At 34.1% G+C, this 21241-nt stretch carries 21 protein-coding genes; 12 read left to right on the top strand and 9 right to left on the bottom strand.

All coding sequences use genetic code 11. The annotated features are described in order from the left end of the window. The first annotated feature begins 3 nt into the window (after positions 1-3). Together B0A68_RS06040 and B0A68_RS06035 are read left to right on the top strand one after the other, a co-directional pair. A complete protein-coding gene (locus B0A68_RS06040) occupies positions 4-2268 on the top strand; it encodes an ATP-binding protein (RefSeq protein ID WP_035689716.1) in 2265 nt (754 codons plus the stop codon). Between the two features lie 31 nt (positions 2269-2299). Beyond that, complete coding sequence (locus tag B0A68_RS06035; RefSeq protein ID WP_035689715.1) at positions 2300-2899, top strand: 5'-methylthioadenosine/S-adenosylhomocysteine nucleosidase family protein; 600 nt, start codon at positions 2300-2302, stop codon at positions 2897-2899. A gap of 72 nt (positions 2900-2971) precedes the next feature. On the opposite strand, the gene B0A68_RS24430 is transcribed toward B0A68_RS06035, so the two are convergent. Continuing rightward, complete coding sequence (locus tag B0A68_RS24430; RefSeq protein WP_165571367.1) at positions 2972-3109, bottom strand: hypothetical protein; 138 nt, start codon at positions 3107-3109, stop codon at positions 2972-2974. A gap of 205 nt (positions 3110-3314) precedes the next feature. On the opposite strand from B0A68_RS24430, the gene B0A68_RS06030 reads away from it, so the two are divergent. After that, positions 3315-3611, top strand: a complete 297-nt coding sequence (locus B0A68_RS06030) for a hypothetical protein (protein WP_035689714.1) — start codon at positions 3315-3317, stop codon at positions 3609-3611. Positions 3612-3776: 165 nt separating this feature from the next. Further along, the gene (locus tag B0A68_RS06025) at positions 3777-4115 is read left to right on the top strand and encodes a hypothetical protein (RefSeq protein WP_035689713.1); all 339 of its coding nucleotides are present in this window, start codon (positions 3777-3779) and stop codon (positions 4113-4115) included. Positions 4116-4277: 162 nt separating this feature from the next. On the opposite strand, the gene B0A68_RS06020 is transcribed toward B0A68_RS06025, so the two are convergent. The 5 genes from B0A68_RS06020 to B0A68_RS06000 form a co-directional block, all read right to left on the bottom strand. Next, the gene (locus B0A68_RS06020; RefSeq protein WP_035689712.1) at positions 4278-5711 is read right to left on the bottom strand and encodes a glycosyltransferase family 2 protein; all 1434 of its coding nucleotides are present in this window, start codon (positions 5709-5711) and stop codon (positions 4278-4280) included. Positions 5712-5722: 11 nt separating this feature from the next. Next, entirely contained in the window at positions 5723-6544 is an 822-nt protein-coding gene (locus B0A68_RS06015; protein WP_035689711.1) for a hypothetical protein, read from the bottom strand. Between the two features lies 1 nt (position 6545). Next, positions 6546-7760, bottom strand: a complete 1215-nt coding sequence (locus B0A68_RS06010; RefSeq protein ID WP_035689710.1) for a YaiO family outer membrane beta-barrel protein — start codon at positions 7758-7760, stop codon at positions 6546-6548. After that, complete coding sequence (locus B0A68_RS06005; RefSeq protein WP_035689709.1) at positions 7760-8125, bottom strand: response regulator transcription factor; 366 nt, start codon at positions 8123-8125, stop codon at positions 7760-7762. Before B0A68_RS06005 ends, B0A68_RS06010 begins: the two co-directional genes overlap by 1 nt. A 73-nt stretch (positions 8126-8198) precedes the next feature. Further along, positions 8199-10187, bottom strand: a complete 1989-nt coding sequence (locus B0A68_RS06000; protein WP_035689708.1) for a GAF domain-containing hybrid sensor histidine kinase/response regulator — start codon at positions 10185-10187, stop codon at positions 8199-8201. Positions 10188-10542: 355 nt separating this feature from the next. Between B0A68_RS06000 and egtD the strand changes: the two genes are divergently transcribed. After that, the gene (gene egtD, locus B0A68_RS05995; RefSeq protein ID WP_035689707.1) at positions 10543-11538 is read left to right on the top strand and encodes an L-histidine N(alpha)-methyltransferase; all 996 of its coding nucleotides are present in this window, start codon (positions 10543-10545) and stop codon (positions 11536-11538) included. A 13-nt stretch (positions 11539-11551) separates the two neighbouring features. Continuing rightward, the gene (gene egtB / locus B0A68_RS05990; protein WP_051892979.1) at positions 11552-12736 is read left to right on the top strand and encodes an ergothioneine biosynthesis protein EgtB; all 1185 of its coding nucleotides are present in this window, start codon (positions 11552-11554) and stop codon (positions 12734-12736) included. 19 nt (positions 12737-12755) lie between these two features. Here the strand turns inward: egtB and B0A68_RS05985 are convergent, their stop codons facing one another. The 3 genes from B0A68_RS05985 to B0A68_RS05975 form a co-directional block, all read right to left on the bottom strand. Then, the gene (locus tag B0A68_RS05985) at positions 12756-13247 is read right to left on the bottom strand and encodes an acyl-CoA thioesterase (protein ID WP_035689706.1); all 492 of its coding nucleotides are present in this window, start codon (positions 13245-13247) and stop codon (positions 12756-12758) included. Between the two features lie 53 nt (positions 13248-13300). Next, entirely contained in the window at positions 13301-13882 is a 582-nt protein-coding gene (locus B0A68_RS05980; protein WP_035689705.1) for a TetR/AcrR family transcriptional regulator, read from the bottom strand. Between the two features lie 207 nt (positions 13883-14089). Then, positions 14090-15514: an FAD-dependent oxidoreductase gene (locus B0A68_RS05975; RefSeq protein WP_035689704.1), complete on the bottom strand. Its 1425-nt coding sequence runs from the start codon at positions 15512-15514 to the stop codon at positions 14090-14092. 180 nt (positions 15515-15694) lie between these two features. On the opposite strand from B0A68_RS05975, the gene B0A68_RS05970 reads away from it, so the two are divergent. From B0A68_RS05970 to B0A68_RS05945, 6 genes are all read left to right on the top strand, one after another. Continuing rightward, on the top strand, positions 15695-15886 hold the full coding sequence (locus tag B0A68_RS05970; RefSeq protein WP_035689702.1) for a hypothetical protein: 192 nt from the start codon (positions 15695-15697) through the stop codon (positions 15884-15886). A gap of 276 nt (positions 15887-16162) precedes the next feature. Continuing rightward, positions 16163-16540, top strand: a complete 378-nt coding sequence (locus B0A68_RS05965; protein ID WP_035689700.1) for a hypothetical protein — start codon at positions 16163-16165, stop codon at positions 16538-16540. Positions 16541-16868: 328 nt separating this feature from the next. Further along, positions 16869-17792, top strand: a complete 924-nt coding sequence (locus B0A68_RS05960) for a hypothetical protein (protein ID WP_035689699.1) — start codon at positions 16869-16871, stop codon at positions 17790-17792. A 22-nt stretch (positions 17793-17814) separates the two neighbouring features. Next, a complete protein-coding gene (locus B0A68_RS05955) occupies positions 17815-19779 on the top strand; it encodes a TonB-dependent receptor plug domain-containing protein (RefSeq protein WP_394332274.1) in 1965 nt (654 codons plus the stop codon). Between the two features lie 4 nt (positions 19780-19783). Further along, positions 19784-20149, top strand: coding sequence for a hypothetical protein (locus B0A68_RS05950; protein WP_051892939.1), 366 nt, complete (start codon positions 19784-19786; stop codon positions 20147-20149). Between the two features lie 208 nt (positions 20150-20357). Continuing rightward, positions 20358-21224 carry an MbnP family protein gene (locus B0A68_RS05945; protein ID WP_035689695.1) on the top strand — a complete coding sequence of 289 codons (867 nt, stop codon included), beginning with the start codon at positions 20358-20360 and terminating at the stop codon, positions 21222-21224. Positions 21225-21241 lie beyond the last annotated feature (17 nt).

Raw genomic sequence — 21241 nt, 5'->3', positions numbered from 1 at the left:
AAAATGAAGATTAAAGATATAGTAAATCGGGAGATTGTTACGCTGACCAACTGCGAAAACGAACCGATACATATTCCGGGTAAAATACAGCCTCATGGTTTCTTGATAGGCATTACCTTAGGTCGTAAAATAGATTATTGTACGGGTAATATTGCCGAATTTGTTGAAGTGACCTATACAGAAGCACTTGGCAAAAGTTTTGCTGCAGTATTCGGATCAAGTGCAGAACAAAAGATTTTTGATTATATTGATGAAGATAAAATCAAGGATGCTTTTCCGCTTGAAATTGATTTGCTCGGAAAATCATTTCAAATCAGTATACATAAAAGTCTGGATATGTATGTTCTTGAAGCTGAGCCTTTGTTTAGCAGAGAAAAGCTTGCAGATGTTTATACACAAACTATTGAGTTTGTAACCCAAATGAATAACACTAAATCGCTTAAGGATTTGTGTGCGCTTGTTGCAGAAGCTACAAGAGAAATAACCGGTTACGACCGCGTAATGATTTATCGCTTTGATGAGCAGTACAACGGTGAAGTTTTTGCCGAAAGCTGCAGAGAAGATTTAGAGCCGTTTTTAGGATTGCATTACCCACATACCGATATTCCTCCTCAAGCGAGAGAACTTTATATTAAAAATCTGCTTAGATTAATAGTGGATGTAGGTTATGAACCAGTTCCGATTTTTACAGTTGATGATTCTGAAAACAAAAATCTCGATCTTAGTTTTTCGGTACTAAGAAGCACATCGCCGATACATGTAGAATATTTGCAAAATATGGGTGTTGGTGCTACGCTTACTATTTCGCTTATTCATCATGGAAGATTGTGGGGATTAATCGCATGCCATCATTATTCTGAAAAAAATATTTCGCCTGATATAAGGCTTGCAGCTAAACTTCAAGGCTATTTTATAACTTCTCAAATAGACATCAGACAGTCAAATGACGAATATTTAAATGTGCAAAAAACAGCTGTTGCTTTTGAACAGTTAACAGGACTTGATCTTCCGCTTGTATCAGACTCGTTTGATATAATTATCAGTGCTCCTCAATTACTAAACATTTGCAATGCAGCCGGAGTTTCTATTATTACAAAAGATAAAATTTACAAAAGTGGTTTAACACCTTCTGATGAACAAATTGAGGCAGTAGTAGAATCTATTAATGATTTAAAAATCAACACTATATTTTCTACCAATAAAATTAGAGATCATTTTCCGGAAATAGATTCTGCTAATATTGCAGGTATTATTTATCATCCCGTTGGCAATGGAAACCACATAATTTGGTACAGACCTGAAACAATTTTAGAAATTAACTGGGGCGGTGATCCCGAAAAAAGTATTATTAAAGACAGTACTGGACTGCATCCTAGGAATTCATTTGAAATTTGGAAGCAGATTGTAAAAAATCAAAGCAGTGTCTGGAAAGAATATGAAATTAATGCGGCGGCTCAATATGCCCATTCACTCCACAATCATTTTATGATGATTATGCTAACTGAAGAAGAAGAAAAATATCGTACACAGAGTGAAATACTGCGTGAAACAAATTCAGAATTAGAAAATATTAACTGGATTAGTACGCATGATCTGCAGGAACCGCTTCGAAAAATACAGTTGATTACTTCTAAGATGATGTCGGAAATTAATGTTGTTTCTATTGATTCTATAAACAGTTCGTTGCAGCGTGTATCAAATTCGGCCAGTAGAATGAGGGTTTTGCTGGAAGACATTCTTAAATACACCAGAATAAAAAATACAAAAGGCGTCTTAGAAAAAACAGATTTAAATCATATTTTAAGGGTAACTATCGAGGAAATGAGTGAAGTAATTACAGAATCGAATGCTGTAATTGAATCTGAAAACCTTCCAGAAGTTCATGCCATTAGTTTTTTAATCAAACAATTATTTTCTAATATTATACAGAATTCGTTAAAATATGCATCGCCGGATAGAACGCCTGTAATTAAAATTACAGCTTCGCAAGAACCGGAAATCATAAAAGATAAGTTTAAGGTTTATTGTTATTGGATACGTTTTTCTGATAACGGAATTGGCTTTGATCAGAAATATTCAGAGTCAATTTTTAAAGTATTTACGAGACTCCATAACCAGCAGGAATATACAGGATCCGGAGTGGGGCTGGCTTTGTGTAAAAAAATCATGCAGACATTAGGCGGAGCAATTTACGCAGAAGGTAAAGTAGGCGAAGGATCTGAAATAACAATTTATTTTCCTTGTGATCCTGAAGATTCACTTTTATAATAATTTTTAACTCCTATAACTTAAACACCGTATGATAAAGATTAATGAAAAAGAAATATTTCCATTAGAAAACTCGCTATTCTCTTTTGCATTAGCAATAGAAGCTGCCGAAGTTTTTAAGACACATCATACCTTAATTACAGGAATCGGAAAAGTGAATGCTGCATATGAACTTGCAAAAGCGATTCAGATCAAAAGACCTTCCATAATTATTAATCTGGGAACTGCAGGAAGCAATTTTTTTCAAAAAGGAGAAGTAATCTGCTGTACAAAATTTATACAGCGCGATATGGATGTTCGCGGTTTAGGATTTGAACTGTACGAAACACCGCTTTCTGGTATAAAACCTATTTTAGAATATGGTTTAACAATGAATGGTATTCCGGAAGGCATCTGCGGTACCGGAGATAATTTTGAAATGGGACATTCTGCTAAAGCTTACAATGTTGTAGATATGGAAGCGTATGCACTGGCTTTGGTTGCTATGAAAGAAAATATTCCGTTTTTATGCCTTAAATATATCTCTGACGGTGCCGACGGAAATGCTGCTGAAGATTGGACAGTGCAGGTGCACAAAGCAGCGGTAGCATTTGGTGAAATTTTAAATTTAGAACCTCTTACGGCAGAATAATTTTCTCTTAATTCTTCTGTTTTAAATTATAAGTTCTTAATCTTTAGTGTTTTTAATTGATTTGATTTCTTATTATTTTCCGTCGGGATAATTTTTTCTTACCTCAGAAAATGTTTTCTCATTTGTGCGGGAGGACACCGTTTTCATCGCGTATTTTTTGTCTGATGTTCTCGTACTTAAAATTTTGTTTTTTGAATCAGAAATATTCATAACAATTCTTTTTAATGATTAAATATCTAAATTATATTTAATAATATCAATGTGGTTATAGAATTTTGATCTGTAGTTGTTTAATTATCAGTTATGTAAAAGGGTTTTAAGTTGCCAAATTTTATAAATAAAGCAGAGAATAGTGTAAGTAATACGAGATTCAAGTGTTTACTTTTAAGTTATACAAACTAAAAAGAATTTTATTATGAAAACTTATGTCCTTAATTCTAAAATAGCATTGGTTATAATTTTGATAACAATGGCTTTTTCTTGCAAAAAGTACGAAACTGCACCAGCAGATAATCTTACCAATAAAGACACTATATCAACCAGTATTGACAGTGTGGGGCCTAATTCTGATACTGCAACTGTAAATAATCCGGGGACAACAGGAGCAACAGGTGAAGGCTCGACAGGTTCTGGTTCTGCGGGAACAGTTCAGAAAGGAAGTTCGCTCAAAAATTCAAATACAGATTCTATTCAAAAATCAAAACAAAAATAAACGGAATAGGAATAACTTCTAAAACCTGTACTAATGTGCAGGTTTTTTAGTTTTCAAATTTATCACAATCATTTAATAAGAAATATATGTTAATATGGCAATGTTGTAAAATCTTTTGAGTCAGTAATTTTAAATTTGGAATAATATAAACTTAAAAGAATTATTATGAAGTGCTTTATTAAAACAAATATATTAGTAGTAGTCCTATTCACAGCGGTTTTAGGGTCGTGTAAAAACAATAAAGACGGGTACAGCGACGAAATCGAAACGACTACAGGACCAGTTGATACTGCGACAGTTGTTTCAGATACTATAAATGTAGAGGCTACCGTACATGGAACAGAGGCGGGTAATGCTGCAGAAACTAATACTGGTTCGCAAAATAGTTCCTCAAGTACAGCAGGCAAGGGAAGCGGTCCTGGCGAGAGTGCTAAAGATGGAGCAACTTACACAAATACAAACGCTTCTGACAGCTTAAAAAAAGGGTATAAGAATAAGAAATAGTTTAAGAAGGAAGAGACTAAGAATCAAGAAGCAAGAGGCAAGATTGAAACTGCAAGATTTTAGAATTAAGAGTCAGATTTTAGGATCAAGAATTTAGATCATTCATTGAATATCTCATGAGATTTTGATGAATGATTTTTTTATTGCAGCTGCTCTGCTTAATTAATTGTTTTTGGTAAAACCTTTTCTTGTCATTTCTCCCCATCCTTTTGTTCCTCTTATTTTCTCTACATAGCCCGCTAAAGAAGCGTATACCGCAAGAGGATGAAAATAAAAAGGCTCTATAAACGCAGCTAATAACAATTTTAAAAAATCAACTTGTTTAGGATATTTGTGAAATGTTCGTTCTTCGCTGTATAAGGCGATTACTGAAAAGAAAACAGCAAAAAAGTAAACAAACAGTAAAAGCAATAAGAAAAAATGGAAGTTTAGCAAACCAAAAATAAAAAACAGAACCGTGATTATAAGTCCGGCAGCTTCAATTGCAGGAGCCAAAAATTCAAATAATGTCCAATAAGGGACACTTAACATTCCAAGGCGTTTATATTTTGGATTTAGAAACATTTTTTTGTGAAGGCTTAGTGTTTCAATTGTTCCTCTCATCCATCGGCTTCGCTGTTTCTTAAATATCTTAAAGTCTTCTGGAGCTTCTGTCCAGCATAACGGATCCGGAATATAACGTACAGTGTAAGGAAGTTTGTTTTCGAGCATATAACGACGCATTCTTACTACAAGTTCCATATCCTCACCAACTGTTTTTGTGCTGTAACCTCCTGCAAGTAAAGCGATTTCCTTGTCAAATGCACCAAATGCACCGCTTATAAGTAACAGTCCGTCGAGTCTTCCCCAAGCCATTCTTCCTAAAAGGAATGCCCTTAGATACTCTAAAACCTGTATTCTTGGCAGTAAACTATCAGGAATATTAACTTCGACCAAACGGCCGTTTTTTATAATGCATTGGTTGGCTATTCTTACTACGCCTCCAGTTGCAATAATACGTTTGCCCTGCGATTCAAGAAAAGGTTTTGCCAGCCTCAGCAATGCATCTTTATCCAGAATACAATCGACATCAATACATACAACATACGGATTTTGTGCAATATTCAATCCCACATTTAAGGCATCAGCTTTACCGCCGTTTTCTTTATCAACTACAATAAGTTTTTTAAAGGCAGCATTTTTAGAAACATATATTCCTCTAATTTGTTTGGTTTCAATTTTTGGATGTATTGTAAGTTCGGCTGCTGTAAGGTCATAAGTATTGATGAGGATTTCCATCGAATTATCCTTACTGCCATCATTTACTACAATAACTTCGTAATTATTATAATTTAAAGAAAGCAAAGATTTTACGTTTTCTTCTATCGTAAATCCTTCATTATAAGCAGGCGCAATTAATGAAAGTTTAGGAGCAAATTCGCTAGTAAGAAGGACATCATAATCTACAAAACTATTTTTTTTGAGATATTGTCTCAGCTCTTTTGTAGAAAGATAAGCCAGGAAAAGATAAGAAGACATAATTAATACGGCATAACCAAGTATAAGAACGAGATATATATCGCAAAATGCTGTTATTTCAGTATTAAAAAAAGTCATTTTTTATATAATTAACTGTTAAGTGCCTGTAGTATGTTCTCGGCTTCATATTGTATTTGGGCATTTGGAGCTTTGGCGGCTAATGCGGCAACAAAATGGGCTTTTTGAGAAAGTTTAAGTTCTTTAATAAGTTTTAATCCTAAGGTGACTACAGTAGTATTTTGAGATTCAAGTAAAAGTTCAACACCTTTTGTGTCGCCAATATCGTGTTTTTTAAAAGCGTGTATAATATTTATCTGCGTCCACTCATCAATAGGAAAAGGATGTTCCGTAAGATGTACAATGCCTTTTACGCCTGCAAGTTTTACGCAGGCATTAAGAGCAGTAATTTTTAGTGTTTTATTTCTTGCTTTAGAAACGGCTAGTATTTTATCAAAAACCCCAGTAACATTCATTTCTGCAAGCTCAGTGATTCCTTTGCATTTTATTTCCCAATTAAAGCTTCTCAGTTTTTTAATAGAATCATTTATTAATCCGGATTCTTTAAAAAAATCTTCCAGTTTTTCGGCATAAATACCTTCATAGTTTTTATGAAGATTTATAATAGACTCCGCAGCAACTTCTCTAAAAAAAGATTTATTAGAAAGTGTTATATAGTTTTTGTCTTCTTTAATGACTGAAAGGGCGGTATCTTCAAAAATCATTGAGAACATTAATTTTTCAATAATTATTGTGTATGCCGCTCTGAGTTTTTCCTGCTTTATATTTCTATTTCGGCTCCAGATAATCATAATATATAATATAAATGATGCTCCGACAAACAGATCGATTGACAGAGAAAGGAAATCTTCTACCCATGTACCACTTTTATAAAGCTGCCATAGTTCTAACATATCAGAATCGTTTAGTAAGGATTACTTGAGCATTAAATCTATTTCTATATTTCTCAGGCGAATATTCTTCGTATTCATACAAAAATACAGGTCTTATAAAAAAAGAGCTGCCAATACGATGCTGGTATTGTAAACCTATTCTATAGGCTTTTAATGGTTCAATAAAATTATTATAAAGATAAAGATAAGGCACATTTCCGTATTGAAGTTCTAATCTTATAATGCGTTCTGTATCTTCATTTGTATTTTGAACGCTTAAAACATGAGAAAACAACTCGTTTGCGGTATCATAATAAGGTCTGTAGGCAAGAGTATAATTTCCTGTGCGATACCCAACTTGACCTGTAAGCAGGGTTACATCTGTAGTATTAAAATGCATGTATTTTAGCCCCAGCGAGTAATCAAATCTTTTTTGCGGCGCAAAATAATATTCGATACCTGCTTTTGCTATGGGAAATATCGTTTCGCCTGTTGAAACTCCTGCATTTACATATAAATAATTTCTTTTTGCAAAGGTTTGATAATAATCTGCCTCAAACAGCATTTGTGTATCATTATAGGCATTTCCTATATTTGCTCGTCCTACAAGAGCCGATTTACTGAACTTATGCGAATATTCAACATAACCATAATGCTGTGGCTGCTGTCCGGGATTTGATGTAGAGATATTCAAATAAGAGAAAGCCACTGCATTTTTTGTTTTATGTCCAATAAGTGTTTGTAATCCTGTAATTTTTGAATTGCTGTTGTCTACAGCATATGCTTTTTCTAAAACAGTCAGCGCTTCCTTGTCGCGATTGAGTCTTTCGAGACATCCTGCTTTAATTAGCAGTACATCTGCATTTTTAGGATCCAGTTCTAGATATTTATCACAGTAAAAGATACATTTTTCAAATTGCTCCGACCAATAATACACATTAATTACTGCTGTCAAAGCTTCTGGATTCGGATTGGCTTTATCTGCCATTGGCAGTAGTATTTTCTCTGCAGTTTTATAATCCTTTTTCCAGCTGTAAATTCTGCCGATATAAATTTTTATATCTTCATCTTCAGGGAATTTTGCGCGTAAAGGTTCAAGCAGGGACAATGCCTTATCATAGCTGCCTTTTTCAACTTCACGTTTTGCTTCAGACATAACAGCGTCAGCGTTGATTTCCTGCCCCAATACTGCAGCAGAAATAAAAAACAGGAAAAAAGAGTAATATAGAAACTTCATTACGAACGTTTGTTTAGTAATTTATTAATTCTCACTAAAAGCACAGCTGGACTAACGGGTTTTGCAATAAATTCGTTTGCACCAATATCAAAACAATCCAGTTCGGTCTGCTCAACGCCGGAAGAAGTAAATATTATAATCGGGATAGGAGAGCCAATAGTTTGTCTTACATACTGCGTAATTTCCATTCCGCTTACTCCAGGCATATTTATATCAGTCAATATGAGGTCAAAAGTATTTGTTTTAATTGCTTCCAATGCATCTTTGCCATCAGAAAATTGCTTAACAACAAATCCTTTAGATTCCAGAAAAAAGGATAATGATCTTCTTAATATGTCATTATCTTCGGCTAATACTATGTTCATTGCTTAATTATTTGGGGAATTCAATTTTATAAAATAACGTTGTAATGTAAAGCTATATTATATTTTGGTCTTATCATAATTCCTTTAAAGTTTTAATTACTTCAATAATACCACAATGTAAAATTTCTATTTTATTTACAGTTTCAGAAGTAAATTGCCCTAAACGCGCCTCTTCTTCAATAACAGACAAACAATTTGTGAGATCGTGGAGCATAAAAATATCGAGACTGGATCTCATATTATGCGCAACTCGCATTACGGTTTCGGTATCGTTATGGTTAAAAGCATCTTGAAGCTGTGCTGTTTCATTTGGAATTTTTTCTACAAAAAGCGTAATCATTTCCATTTTAAAATCGGGATCACCACACGACATTTCATCTAAAAATGACAAATCGAGTTTTCTTTTTTGTAGAGGCTTAGGATCTTTACTCATGACCGTTTTTATAGCTCCTAAAAGTGCTGCCTGTTTAAAAGGTTTTGGCACATAAGCATCCATTCCAACATTAAAACAGCGTTCCTGTTCGCCTACAAGAGAGTGGGCGGTCATGGCTATAATCGGAATTGTCGAATTCATTTCGTTTCTAATATATTCCGTAGTTTGGTATCCATCCTTAACCGGCATTTGCAGATCCATTAAAACAAGGTCATAGTTGTTTTTAGATAAAAATTCTATGCCTGCTTCACCATTATCTGCAATATCCAATTCGAATCCAAAATTTTTCATAACGCTTTTTACCAATTTCTGGTTTAAGATATTGTCTTCGCACAGCAGTATTTTGAGTTGTCCAAGGCTGTTTTTTGAGACTGTTTTTACTGCATTTACTGCCGGAGGAGCTTTTTTATAAGTAAGAACAAAGAAAAATTCTGAACCGCGATTGACTTCACTTTTTACGTGAATTTCAGATTTATGCAGTTCAACTAATTGTTTTACAATATTTAGTCCAAGTCCGGTACCGCCAAAAGTTCTGGTAGTACTTTCTTCAGCTTGAGTAAAACGATCAAAAATAGTTTTAAGCTTGTCTTTCTGTATGCCGATTCCAGTATCTTTTACCGAAAATTTCAGCGAATAATCATCATCTGTTTCACCTACTTTTTTAACAGAAACAGTAACTTCGCCTTCTTGTGTAAACTTGATAGAATTGCCAACAAGATTAACCAATATTTGATTTAATCTTCCCTGATCTCCAATCACAACATCAGGCATATCTGCATCAAGAAAAAGATTGACTTCGATATCTTTAGAAGCCTTTACTTTTAGCAGGTTATAAATATGTTTAAGGGTCTTTTTTAAATTGAAAGACTGCGCATCAATCGTAAGGTTTCCCGATTCGATTTTTGAAAGATCAAGAATATCATTAATAATTATAAGTAAATTTTCTCCCGCCACCTGCACGCTTTCTATATAGTCGCGCTGTACATTGTCCATTGTGGTTTGAGCCAGAAGATCTGTAAAACCAATTATCGCATTTAGAGGGGTTCTAATTTCGTGGCTCATATTGGCCAAAAAACTGTCTTTTGCGAAAACTGCTCGCTCTGCAATTTTTTTCTGTTTGGCTAATTCAATATTTTTTGTTCTTAACTCTAACTGGTTTACAACGTGTTTGGCAACGATTGAAAGTGCGTTTCGCTGGTCGTCATTCAGCTCTTTGGTAACATGATCAATAGCGCAAAGTGTTCCGATATTGTAACCATCAGGTGTAGTCAGCGGAACCCCGGCATAGAATCTTACTTTAAAACCGCCTGTAACATTATCATCATCTTTAAAAGTATCATTTAGATGTGTATCAGGTATTTCAAGCATTTTAGTATCCATGATAGTATACTGGCAGAAAGAGATTTCGCGAGGCACTTCGGTCAAACCAATTCCGATTTCCGATTTAAACCATTGCCTGTCTTCATCTATAAAAGAAATATGTGCAATAGGAACGCCGCAGATATAAGAAACAAGCTTTGTAGCGTCATCAAAGGCATTCTCGGGTAATGTATCAATTATATTATAGCGTTTTAATGCTGCTAGACGTTCTAATTCGTTGTGTGGTATTGGGAAATCTTTGTTATTCATGCTTTCAAAAGTAAGCTGCAAAAATAGATATAATTTTCAGATATATGTCTGTTAAAATATCTAACAAGCCAATAATAGAGGCATTTACATAAAAAAGCAGTAAATTTTTGGAAGAAATTTTCACAGTTTAATTTGTTTTAAGATTTCATTAAACGTCAAAAAAATGTGCAAACAATCAAAAATTCCTCTACATATTTAGGTGTTTTTTGAAAGAAATTTTAAACTTAAATCAAAAAATAACTCTTATAAATGAGAATAAATAGTACCTTTAAGTTAGAAGATCTATTATACTATCGATATATAAAGTATCTCGACAATATAATTTTTTTGTATGTAAAGCATTAAAAATTAAATAATGAAATCACAACTCAATATAGAAACAATATATAAAAATAAGGAAGCAGAGCATTCTAACGATCAATTTTTGAATGATGTAATTGACGGATTGCAGCAAGAGCCGAAACATCTTCAGTCTAAATATTTTTATGATAAACGAGGGGACAGTCTTTTTCAGGAAATAATGGCAATGCCAGAATATTATCTTACACGTTGTGAGATGGATATTTTTAAAAACAAAACTCAGGAACTTGCTTCTATATTAATGGAAAATAATACTCCGTTTGATCTTATAGAACTGGGAGCTGGAGATGCTTCAAAGTCACTTCATCTGCTTCAATTTCTAAAAAAATCCAATGCAGATTTTACCTATATGCCAATAGATATTTCCGGTAATATATTGTCTGTTTTAGACCAAAAGCTAAAAACTAACATTCCGGATCTGGATATTACAATTTTGGAAGGTGATTATTTTGAAATGCTTAAAAAAGCTTCCAGATTATCTTCCCGCAGAAAAGCGGTACTTTTTTTAGGAAGTAATATTGGGAATATGGAGTTTGAACATGCGTCAGATTTCTGTGTTGAATTGCGAAAAAACCTTAACAAAGGCGATATCGTTTTGGTGGGATTTGACTTAAAAAAAGATCCAAAAATTATTCTGAATGCTTATAATGATCCAAAAGGCATTACGGCAGCATTTAATCTTAATCTGCTGGAGCGCATCAATCGTGAACTTCAAGGCAATTTTGATGTAAAACAATTTGAGCATTTTCAGAATTATGATCCTTTGAGCGGCGCGTGCAGAAGTTATTTGGTAAGTCTTGAAAATCAAAAAGTTACTATTGATTCACAAGCTATAGATTTTGCGAAAGATGAAGTTGTATATATGGAAGTTTCGCAAAAATTCTCAACAGCAGATATGGAGGAACTTGCTGTTTCTTCGGGATTTCAAACAATTAATACCATACAAGACAGTAAAGAATGGTTTGCAGATACTTTCTGGCTTGCCGTTTAATAGAATTATTTTTATGAAAGATATTGAAACAATAAAAAATACTGCGGTGCTGCTTTTACAACAGTATAAAAAAATACGAGCACATTCTGAAGAGATATGCCGTCCGCTTGAAATTGAAGACTATGTAGTACAGCCAATAGTAGATGTGAGTCCGCCTAAGTGGCATTTGGGACATACTACATGGTTTTTTGAAACCTTTATTCTTATTCCGAATTTTAAGGGATACAAAGAATACAATTCGCAGTATAATTTTGTATTTAATAGTTATTATGAAACTGTAGGAGCAAGGGTTGTTCGCACCGATCGAGGAAATTTGAGCCGTCCGTCGGTAGCAGATATTTACAGTTACAGATCTTATGTAGATCAGCAGATGCAGGCTTTTTTGCAGAACAGTATTTTAGAAGATGAACTTATTTCTCTGTTAGAATTGGGTTTAAATCACGAACAGCAGCATCAGGAACTTTTATTTTCGGATATAAAATTTATTCTGGGCCACAATCCGCTTTTTCCTGCCTATAGCGACAAAGTTGTTTTCGAAAAGAAAAACACTCCAAACAATGGATTTATCGCAATGTCAGAAGGTTTATACGAAATCGGTTTTAAAGGAAACGGCTTTAGTTTTGATAATGAATCTGCCCGCCATAAAAAATATTTAGAAACTTATGAAATTGCAGCTTCTTTGGTAACCAACGCAGAGTTCCTGCATTTTATCGAAGATGGTGGTTATACTGATTTTAGACACTGGCATTCTGAAGGCTGGGAATGGGTAAACCAGCATAATGCAAAAGCGCCGCTTTATTGGCATTTTGTAGATGAAAAATGGATGTACTACACGTTAAACGGATTAAAAGAAATTGATTCTATGGAATCGGTCTGCCATATTAATTTTTATGAAGCATCTGCCTACGCAGTATGGAAAGGTATGCGCCTGCCTACAGAAGAAGAATGGGAGGCAGCGTCGCATTTATTTGAGTGGGGAGAACGCTGGGAATGGACAGGAAGTGCGTATCTGCCATATCCGGGTTATAAAAAAGAACCCGGAGCTATAGGAGAATACAATGGTAAATTTATGGTAAACCAAATGGTATTACGAGGCGCGTCTGTTGCGACTCCAAAGGAACACAGCAGAAAAACGTATCGTAATTTTTTTCATCCAAGACTTCAATGGCAGTTTACAGGAATACGTTTAGTAAAATAAGATGTTTCTATTTTTAAGCTTAGACCGCAGCTTTATTTTTTAAATTTTGAATAATTTCTAAAAATCTATTTTCAAAAACATAATGGTCAACCGGTACTACAACCGATTCGAATAGTTTCATTAAATCCTCAGAATGTTTGGCGGCTTTTTTGGTCTGAATGTTATATTGAATAAACTTTACCCATAAAATAGCTTTAAGTTCTGTTTCGTTTTCATTCCACATTTTCATTTCCACCAAGAGAAGATTATCGGTATATTGAATCAGTTGAGATTCAATAAGTACCGTCTCCATTGTAAAAGCAGGTTTTAAATAACTAATCTGATTTGACGCGACAACCCAGCTTAATCCTGTGGTTTTCATATGTTCGAAAACATCCAGATTGTAATGGGATTCGATTTGATCTTCGCGGGCATTGATAAAGTATTCAAGATACTTGGAGTTGTTTAAATGATTGAAAGGATCACAATCCTGAAATCTTACTTTTCTTTTTGTTTTTAAAATTTTTTCCATTTCTAAATATATTACATCAAATACCAATCGGTATCTAAAAAATTAAATTTTTTTTATTGTTTAATAGTTTCAATTATCGAACTGTCTATAAAATCCATAGCATTTATAATATAAGAAGCATCATTATGCGTAAATGCGAGAAGTGAGCTTCCTTCTATTAATGATAAAATGGTTTTGGCAAATTGAGCCGGATCGGTATTGTGCTTAATTTCATTATTGGTAATTCCATCTTTTATAATATTGGTTAGTCCGGTATTAAATTTTTGAGACAAACCCTGTGCAGCTTTAAATAATAAAGGATTTATAAATTTGGTATCAATTCCTGCACGAAGCATCGGACATCCTCCCTGATCTTTAACCAGATCATAATAGCTTCGCTGATATTCTGTAATAGCGTGCAGTTTGTCTAAGCTGTTTTTTTTACTGGCTACAAGCTTGAACAACGGTGTAATCGCCAGGGCTATGTTATGCTGAAATGCTTTTAAGGCTAAATCTTCTTTATTGGAAAAATTACAATAAACAGCGCCTTTAGTAAGACCAGTTGCTTTTGTAATGTCCGTCAAACTTGTACCAATATAACCTTGCTTATTAAATATTGGAGCTACTTTATCTAATATAAATTCAGAAGTATTCATGATTTTGGTATGGAATAAATAATATTTAAAACAAATATAATCAAAATACCGATTGGTATTAAATTAAATTGAAATATTTACGATATAGGCTATAAAAAAGTGCGAAGTACTACAGCACCTCGCACTTAGGCATAATTGATGTGTTTGAAATAAAATTATAATCCATAAAAAAATCCCATTTTAAAATGAGATTGATTTGGTATTGTTTTAAATATCTTTTTTCTTTAAGCAACGTCCTCTAGGTTCATCTGCTTCATGAAGTGCAACTTCAGAATGAAGAAACTGAGCTGCTTCTGCCGAGTCTTGTACTTTGACGGCACTTCTTTTTAGCATTTCTGCTTCAAACTCTGTTAATATACTTTCTCTGACTCCCGTTTTTTTCCATTGAGATAAAGGTTTAGATCCTTTTAAAATAGTTCGTGCGAGTGATAACGCATCCAAAAGAGCCTGATTTGCTCCCTGTCCTTTAAAAGGGCTCATAGGATGAGCTGCATCTCCGATTAGCGTTGCTTTTTTTCCTTTTTCCAACAATTCAGAACTTAGTAATTCACGGTCATAAACAGGATAACCGGAAATTTGAGCGGTTAAAGTTGCTTCTAAAATTTGCGGAATAGGAGCGTGCCACTGTGTTCTTCGGCAGGCTTCTTCTTTAAGCGCCTGAGGTCCTAAAGCACTTAAGTGTTTAGCTTCATTTTCGGTCATCGGAAAGCTCAACTGCCACATTACTGAGTCTGAGGTATAAGGCATCATGTAGATTCGCTCATTGCCATTGGCAGTTTGAAATACGGTAGCCGAGTCTAGTAACTCACTATCAATATCTTGTATTGCACTCAAAGGGCATATTCCTAATATTACAATACAGCCAAGATAGCGTAAAGGCGATATGTTGTCAGTAATCAGTAATTTTCTAACTGCGCTTCGAATACCATCAGCTCCAACTATAAGATCTGCTTTGACAGTTTTTATTTCTCCATTTACCTGAAAATTGAGTTCGACTTTATCGTCAGTGTCTTTAAAATCAATTAGTTGGTGTCCCCATTGTACGGCATCATGTCCACCCAGTTGTTCGAGCAGTGCAAAACGCAGCAACTGTCTGGCGATATGTATATTGGTGCGTTTAGAAGATGGTTTTATATCAGTATCCATCCATTTTCTGATTCCCCATTCACCGATTATTTTTCCCTCAGTTGTATGAACAACATGTCTGGTCGATGTTACTCCGTCTAAAGCTAAAATCCCCAATCCTTCTATCGCTTTACTGGCTTGCTGCAAAGTAAGTCCGTAGCCTTGAGAGCGGGCATCAAAGTTGAGGTCACGTTCATAAATAGTAAAAGGAATACCGCGGTGTAAGCAAGCGGCAGCAAGAGCTGTTCCGCCGATACCGGCACCAATAATAGCAACATGCGGATAGTTTTCGTAATCTGGAATTGGAGGCGTATCAGAAGAAATTAATCCTGATCCTGAACATTTTAAGCAGGTATATAGAGGAGCTTTAGGACGAACCGGAGGAGTTCCTTCGCTTTTATTTTTCTCAAATTCATTTAAAGCGTTTTGATATTGAAGACGCACTTTTTTGCTTAGTCCCCGATTTATCTTACCGCGCCCCTGACATTCCAGGCAGATAGTCCACATGTTTTATTGGGATTTTTATTAAAAGGCTTATAGTATACCTTTTTGTTCATTTTTTGCAAAGTTACTTTAACTGAAACATTTAAACTATTACAATGTTATTTTATAATTTTTTAGAATGATTATATAAGACTATTGTGCTGTATTTCAGGTAATTTTATAAAACATTTAAAACTTAAAATTATGAACACAAATAATCAAACTCAGAAAAGTACCAATAAAGGTGCTGATCATCGTACCGATACAAGAAAACATCAATATAAAGATCATGATGAAGTTTTGACAAACGATGAAAATTACGATGCCGACACTAAGAAATTTAAAGGTGAAGATCCAGATTTCGATGATAAATTAAATAACGAAGAAAAAAAATAATTAATGAACGTCTCAAATTTATATTTGAGACGTTTTTTTATAACTGCATTTCCCGCCTTCTTCAAACAAAGATTTGTTTAAAAGTATGATGGTAAAATATAGAAACAGTTAAAAGATTATTTAAACTGCTGAATATTTAGATTTTGTACTTTAATTAGTATTGAATTAAAATCAATAAATGCTGTTTGAAATAAATTTTATCTAATAAAATCATAAATTTTCATCAATATAAAGATAAAAATGATTTACTTTTGCGATCAAACATTATAACAAGCATTGAAAAGGTTATTTACCATATTACTTTCGGTTTTAATTTTATCGCCATCATTTGGCAGCTTGTTTATTTATGCTTCTTTCAAAATAAACCAGAAAGAAATTGCTAAAAACATCTGCGTACAGCGAAAAGTTGCTTTTAACAGTTGTAATGGTCGATGTGAACTTCAAAAAAGCATCAAAAAATATTCTGAAAACGAACGAAAAATGCAAGACCGCCTAAAAGATAAATTAGAGCTTGTGTATGTTCAAAATACTACTGCTATCGAAGTAAATGATATTTTGGCAGCAGAATCAAAAGATAATACTTCTATTTTGTTTGAAAAGAAACCAATCGGGGCTTCTAATCATACTTTTCATCCTCCTCTCTGTTTCGCATAGATCAAATTTTGGTTTCAATTTAATGTAGGTTTGTTAGTTCATTGGTATGATAATCAGTGATTATTAACAATACAAATAAGCGCGGTCATTTTATGCTTATTTCAAGGATTTTTCAAATGAATAATTTGCATTCATTTGAGTATTACTACTGCATTTACTTTTCGATACTGATTTTAATGATCTCTTTTTACTGACTGAATAATTTATTTTTTCAGTTATCTCATTCCTTGTCTAGTCTAATTTAACGGCACTTTAGCTTGTTTTTGATTTTCTAAATCAAATGGCATTATGCTATGTTTTTAAACCGTTTATATAACACTCATTAATAATGAAATTTTTTAATTTTCTTGTAATCGCATTGTTTTTAGCGATTACTTCCTGTACGATTGATAAAACAGATTACGAAGCCGAGTTAGGTTCTGAAGTTCCTGAATATTATGAATTTAAAGAAGCAGCTTCTTTTACCAGCGGTAATTATAAAATAAGTATTGAAGCATTAAACGGTGCTTTCTACAAAGGGTATAATGAAATTCATTTAAAAATTCTGAATATGCAGACCAGCCAAAACATAAGCACATCAGAAGTAACATTTTTGCCTGTCATGAGTAATCCTGACGGAAACACATCTTCATGTCCGCATTTATATAATTTGAAATATGATGCAGTAAATAAATACTATGCAGGATATTCGGTTTTTACAAGCGAGAGCGCAACAATGGCAAGCTGGAAGTTGTATGTTAGTTTTACTTCTGATAATCAAGTGTATAAAGTTGATAAAGATGTTGCTGTAGAAAAACAAAGCAATAAAAACCTGAATATGACTTCCTTTAAAGGAAATGATGGAGAACAATATTTTATTGCATTGGTTTCTCCTCAAAAGCCTACAGTGGCAGAAAATCCGCTAACTGCCGGAATCTATAAATATAATAAACCGTCTAATTCCGCTGGAAATTTTCCAGATCCATCGCAATTTTCTTATTCAGAAGTAAATGGTTTTACATTGAAATTAGATCCAAGAATGCCCGAACCTTCTATGGGAAATCATTCTTCGCCAAATAATAAAGATTTGACACAGCAAAATGATGGTCTGTATCATGGAGTTGTGAATTATACGATGACAGGAAACTGGACTTTAAACTTAATTATGATGAATCAGAATGGTTTGATCCTAAAAGGAACAGTTGTTCCTACAGATTTTACTCCTGGCGTAGAAGGTGTAAAAAGTGAACTTTATATAGATACATTATTTTAAAAACATGAAATATACAGTAATAATGTTAGCTTTTTTTGGAATCGCTGCAACTGCCCAAAATAATCATACACACCACGACAGCATAAAAAACCTGGAAGAAGTAACCGTAAAAGGAGCGGCGAAAAAGAAAATTGAAACAGAGATGAAAATGGCCGTTTCTGTCGATGAGTTTTTATCATCTTCTGATAATATAAGTTTCATAAAAAGAGGGGCTTATGCATGGGAACCTTTGTTAAATAATATGAGCACGGAACGTTCTACCGTTACGATTGACGGAATGCACGTTTTTGGTGCGTGTACCGACAAAATGGATCCTATTACCTCTTATGTAGAAAGTAATAATCTCGCTGCTATTGATATAAAGTCGGGGCAGGAAGGAAATCTGCACGGAGCAACAGTTGCCGGAAGCATTGACCTTAAAAGGAAAAGTACAGCATTTAGCAGTAAAAGAAAATGGGGCGGAGCTTACCAAAGCGGTTTTGAGTTTAATAATAAACAGTTTTTTAATCTCGGAAATGTTTCTTATTCAAGTAATAAATTCGCAGCCGACGGAAGTATTTCTTATCGAACTGCTGAGAATTATTCTGACGGAAATAACGATGAAGTGAAACATTCACAATATAAAAAATTCAACACTTCACTGGGTTTAGCTTATAAAACAAGCGATTTATCATCGGTAAGAGTAGATGCTATTTTTGATATGGCAAAAGATGTTGGTTATCCCGCACTGCCAATGGATTTGTCACTTTCGCGCGCCCTCATAACATCTGCTTCTTACAAACAATTATTTGAAGAAGGATTGGTGAGAGTTATAGATACTAAATTGTACTTCAATGCAATAGAACATTATATGGACGATACTACACGTCCAGAAAATCTGGTTCATATGGATATGCCGGGCTGGAGTACAACTTACGGATTAGTTTCTAAAGCAAACCTGAAAAAGAATAGTTACTCTTCTGAAATACAGCTTAATGCTTACGATAATTTATCTATTGCAGAAATGCGCATGTATCCGCAGGACCGAAGTAAAAGAACCATGTTTGCCTACAGCTGGCCGTGGGTCACTACCCGTTACGCCGGACTTTCTATGAATAATTCATGGGATATTTCAGAGAAAAGTCAGGTGAATTTGGGAGGTTCTCTGGGAGTAAATTACAATTATTCCAAATATGTAGAATTCAACTGGATTTTTCATCCGGGAGCACCACAGGAAAAAACTCGTTTTTTGCCAAGTCTTAATGCTGGTTATCAGCTTAATGTTGATCATTTTAATTTCTCAGTCGGAACAGGTTACGGCCACAGAGCGCCTTCTGTTTCTGAAGGTTACGGCTATTACATTTACAATAGTTTTGACCGTTATGATTATATCGGAAATCCAAATTTGAAAAACGAAATTTCGTATGAAGGTAACGCAAGTGCTGGTTTTAAAAACGAAAGATTCAGCCTTCAGGGAAAAGTGAATTATTTCTACATTCAAAATTACATTATCGGCAGGATTTTAAGTATGGGAAGTCCGATGAATTACCAATCGGTTGGAGTAAAAGGATATACGTCATTAGACAATGCGGCGCTTTTTAATATGTCATTGAATACGAGTTATGATATTTTAGAACATCTGCATTGGAAAGGTACGCTTACTTATGCCAGAGGAACAGATAACAATGGCGAAAACCTGCCATTTATTCGTCCGTTGAGCTACCAGACTTCGCTTCATTTTATGCATAAAAATTTTGGAATCCAGACTTCTGTTAACGGTGATTTTGCTCAAATTAATTACAGCCCCGAATATGGCGAAGATCAAACTCCTGCTTACACAATTTGGAATCTTTCTGCCAATTACACTTTCCAAATCAATAAAGTAAAAAGCGTTGTACAGATTGGTGCAGAAAATTTATTAAATGAATATTACAGTACCTATGCCGACTGGGGAAATATTCCAAGAATGGGACGTAACATTTTCACGTCTTTAAAATTTAGTTTCTAAAATAATGAAAAAAGTTTTTAGTATTACAATGACAATTCTATTCCTGCTGGTTTCTTTTCAGCAGGCATTGATTATTGTACACTTTAAACTCAACCAGCAAAAGATAGAACAGGAATTTTGTGAAAATAAAGCGAAACCCGAACTGCAGTGTCATGGCAAATGTCATTTGAAAAAAGAATTGCAAAAATCTGAAAAGAAGAGTGATTTAGAAAACAGCATCAGCAAGAAGATTGACCTTGTTCTGATTTCTAATATTGACTTTAGAATAGAAAATTTTAAAGCCATAAATTCAAATAGAATATTGATTTATAAAGATTTAAAGCTATTGGCTCTATATCTTGAAATTTTTGTACCGCCGCCTATCTGCTGATTAATTCCCTCAATTAAAAAATAATTTAAACACATAGAAACATAGCTTTTACTGCTGTTAAAAGGCGTTTCACTTGCATTAATGCACAAAGCTATGTGTAAATGATTTGTCATTTATTTTAATCTTTATCAAATTAAATAAAATCTATGTGTTGAAAATAATTACCCAACAGGTTAAACAGTAAATACAATTATTTAAATCAATAAAAATGCAAAATTTAAAAAAATACCTTTTATTATCAGTTGCCGCTTTGGCATTTGTATCATGTTCAAGCGATGATGACAATCCTGCAGCAAACAATGTAACTTTAGAATTCAATAATACTTTTAAAAACAATACAATTGTTCTTGGAGATGCGGCATCAGTTGCTGCAACTTCAAATACTTCGGCTGCGGGACAAGTGCATCATTTCTCAGAATTGAAATATGTAATCAGCAATATCCGTCTTATTAAAGATAATGGCACTGAAGTTCCTTACAATGTGAACGATTTAGATAAAGGAGCAACAGTTATTGATCAGTCAAAAACGGCTTCACTTAGTTACGTTTTGAGTAATATTCCTTCTGCATCTTATAAACAGATTAAATTTGGTTTAGGTATTAAACAAGAACAAAACACTTTGGATCAGGTGAGATTTCCTAATTTCTATGCAGCAGCTGGCGCCAATGATACTGCTATGATGTGGGAATGGGGAAGTGGTTACCGTTTTACAAAAGTAGAAGGCTTTTATGATACCGATAATAAAGCCATGTCCATTCATACCGGAAGTACTGTTGAAGGAACAGCAGGAAGTTATACACAAGGTGTAAACGCATACCGAGATATTACTTTAAATCTGACTGCAAATGCAGTGGTAGGAAGTAAAGCTCCAAAAATCAAAATAAAAGCGGATTTTGACAAATTGTTGAGCGGAAAAATCAATACAATTACTTTATCAACCGGAACAGGAATGGGCGACAATGCAACTCCAAACGTGCACACGGCTGCTCAGATGGTAAAATTTGTTGACAATCTGGGAGGAAATGGCTTAAGCGATATTAGCGGCATGTTTTCTGTAACTAGTGTAGAAAACTAAAATGTATTATAGAACCG

Source organism: Flavobacterium reichenbachii (assembly GCF_002217435.1).
GTDB lineage: Bacteria > Bacteroidota > Bacteroidia > Flavobacteriales > Flavobacteriaceae > Flavobacterium > Flavobacterium reichenbachii.
Note: the sequence above shows the minus strand (reverse complement) of the source record. Positions and strands in the feature narration are given on the sequence as shown.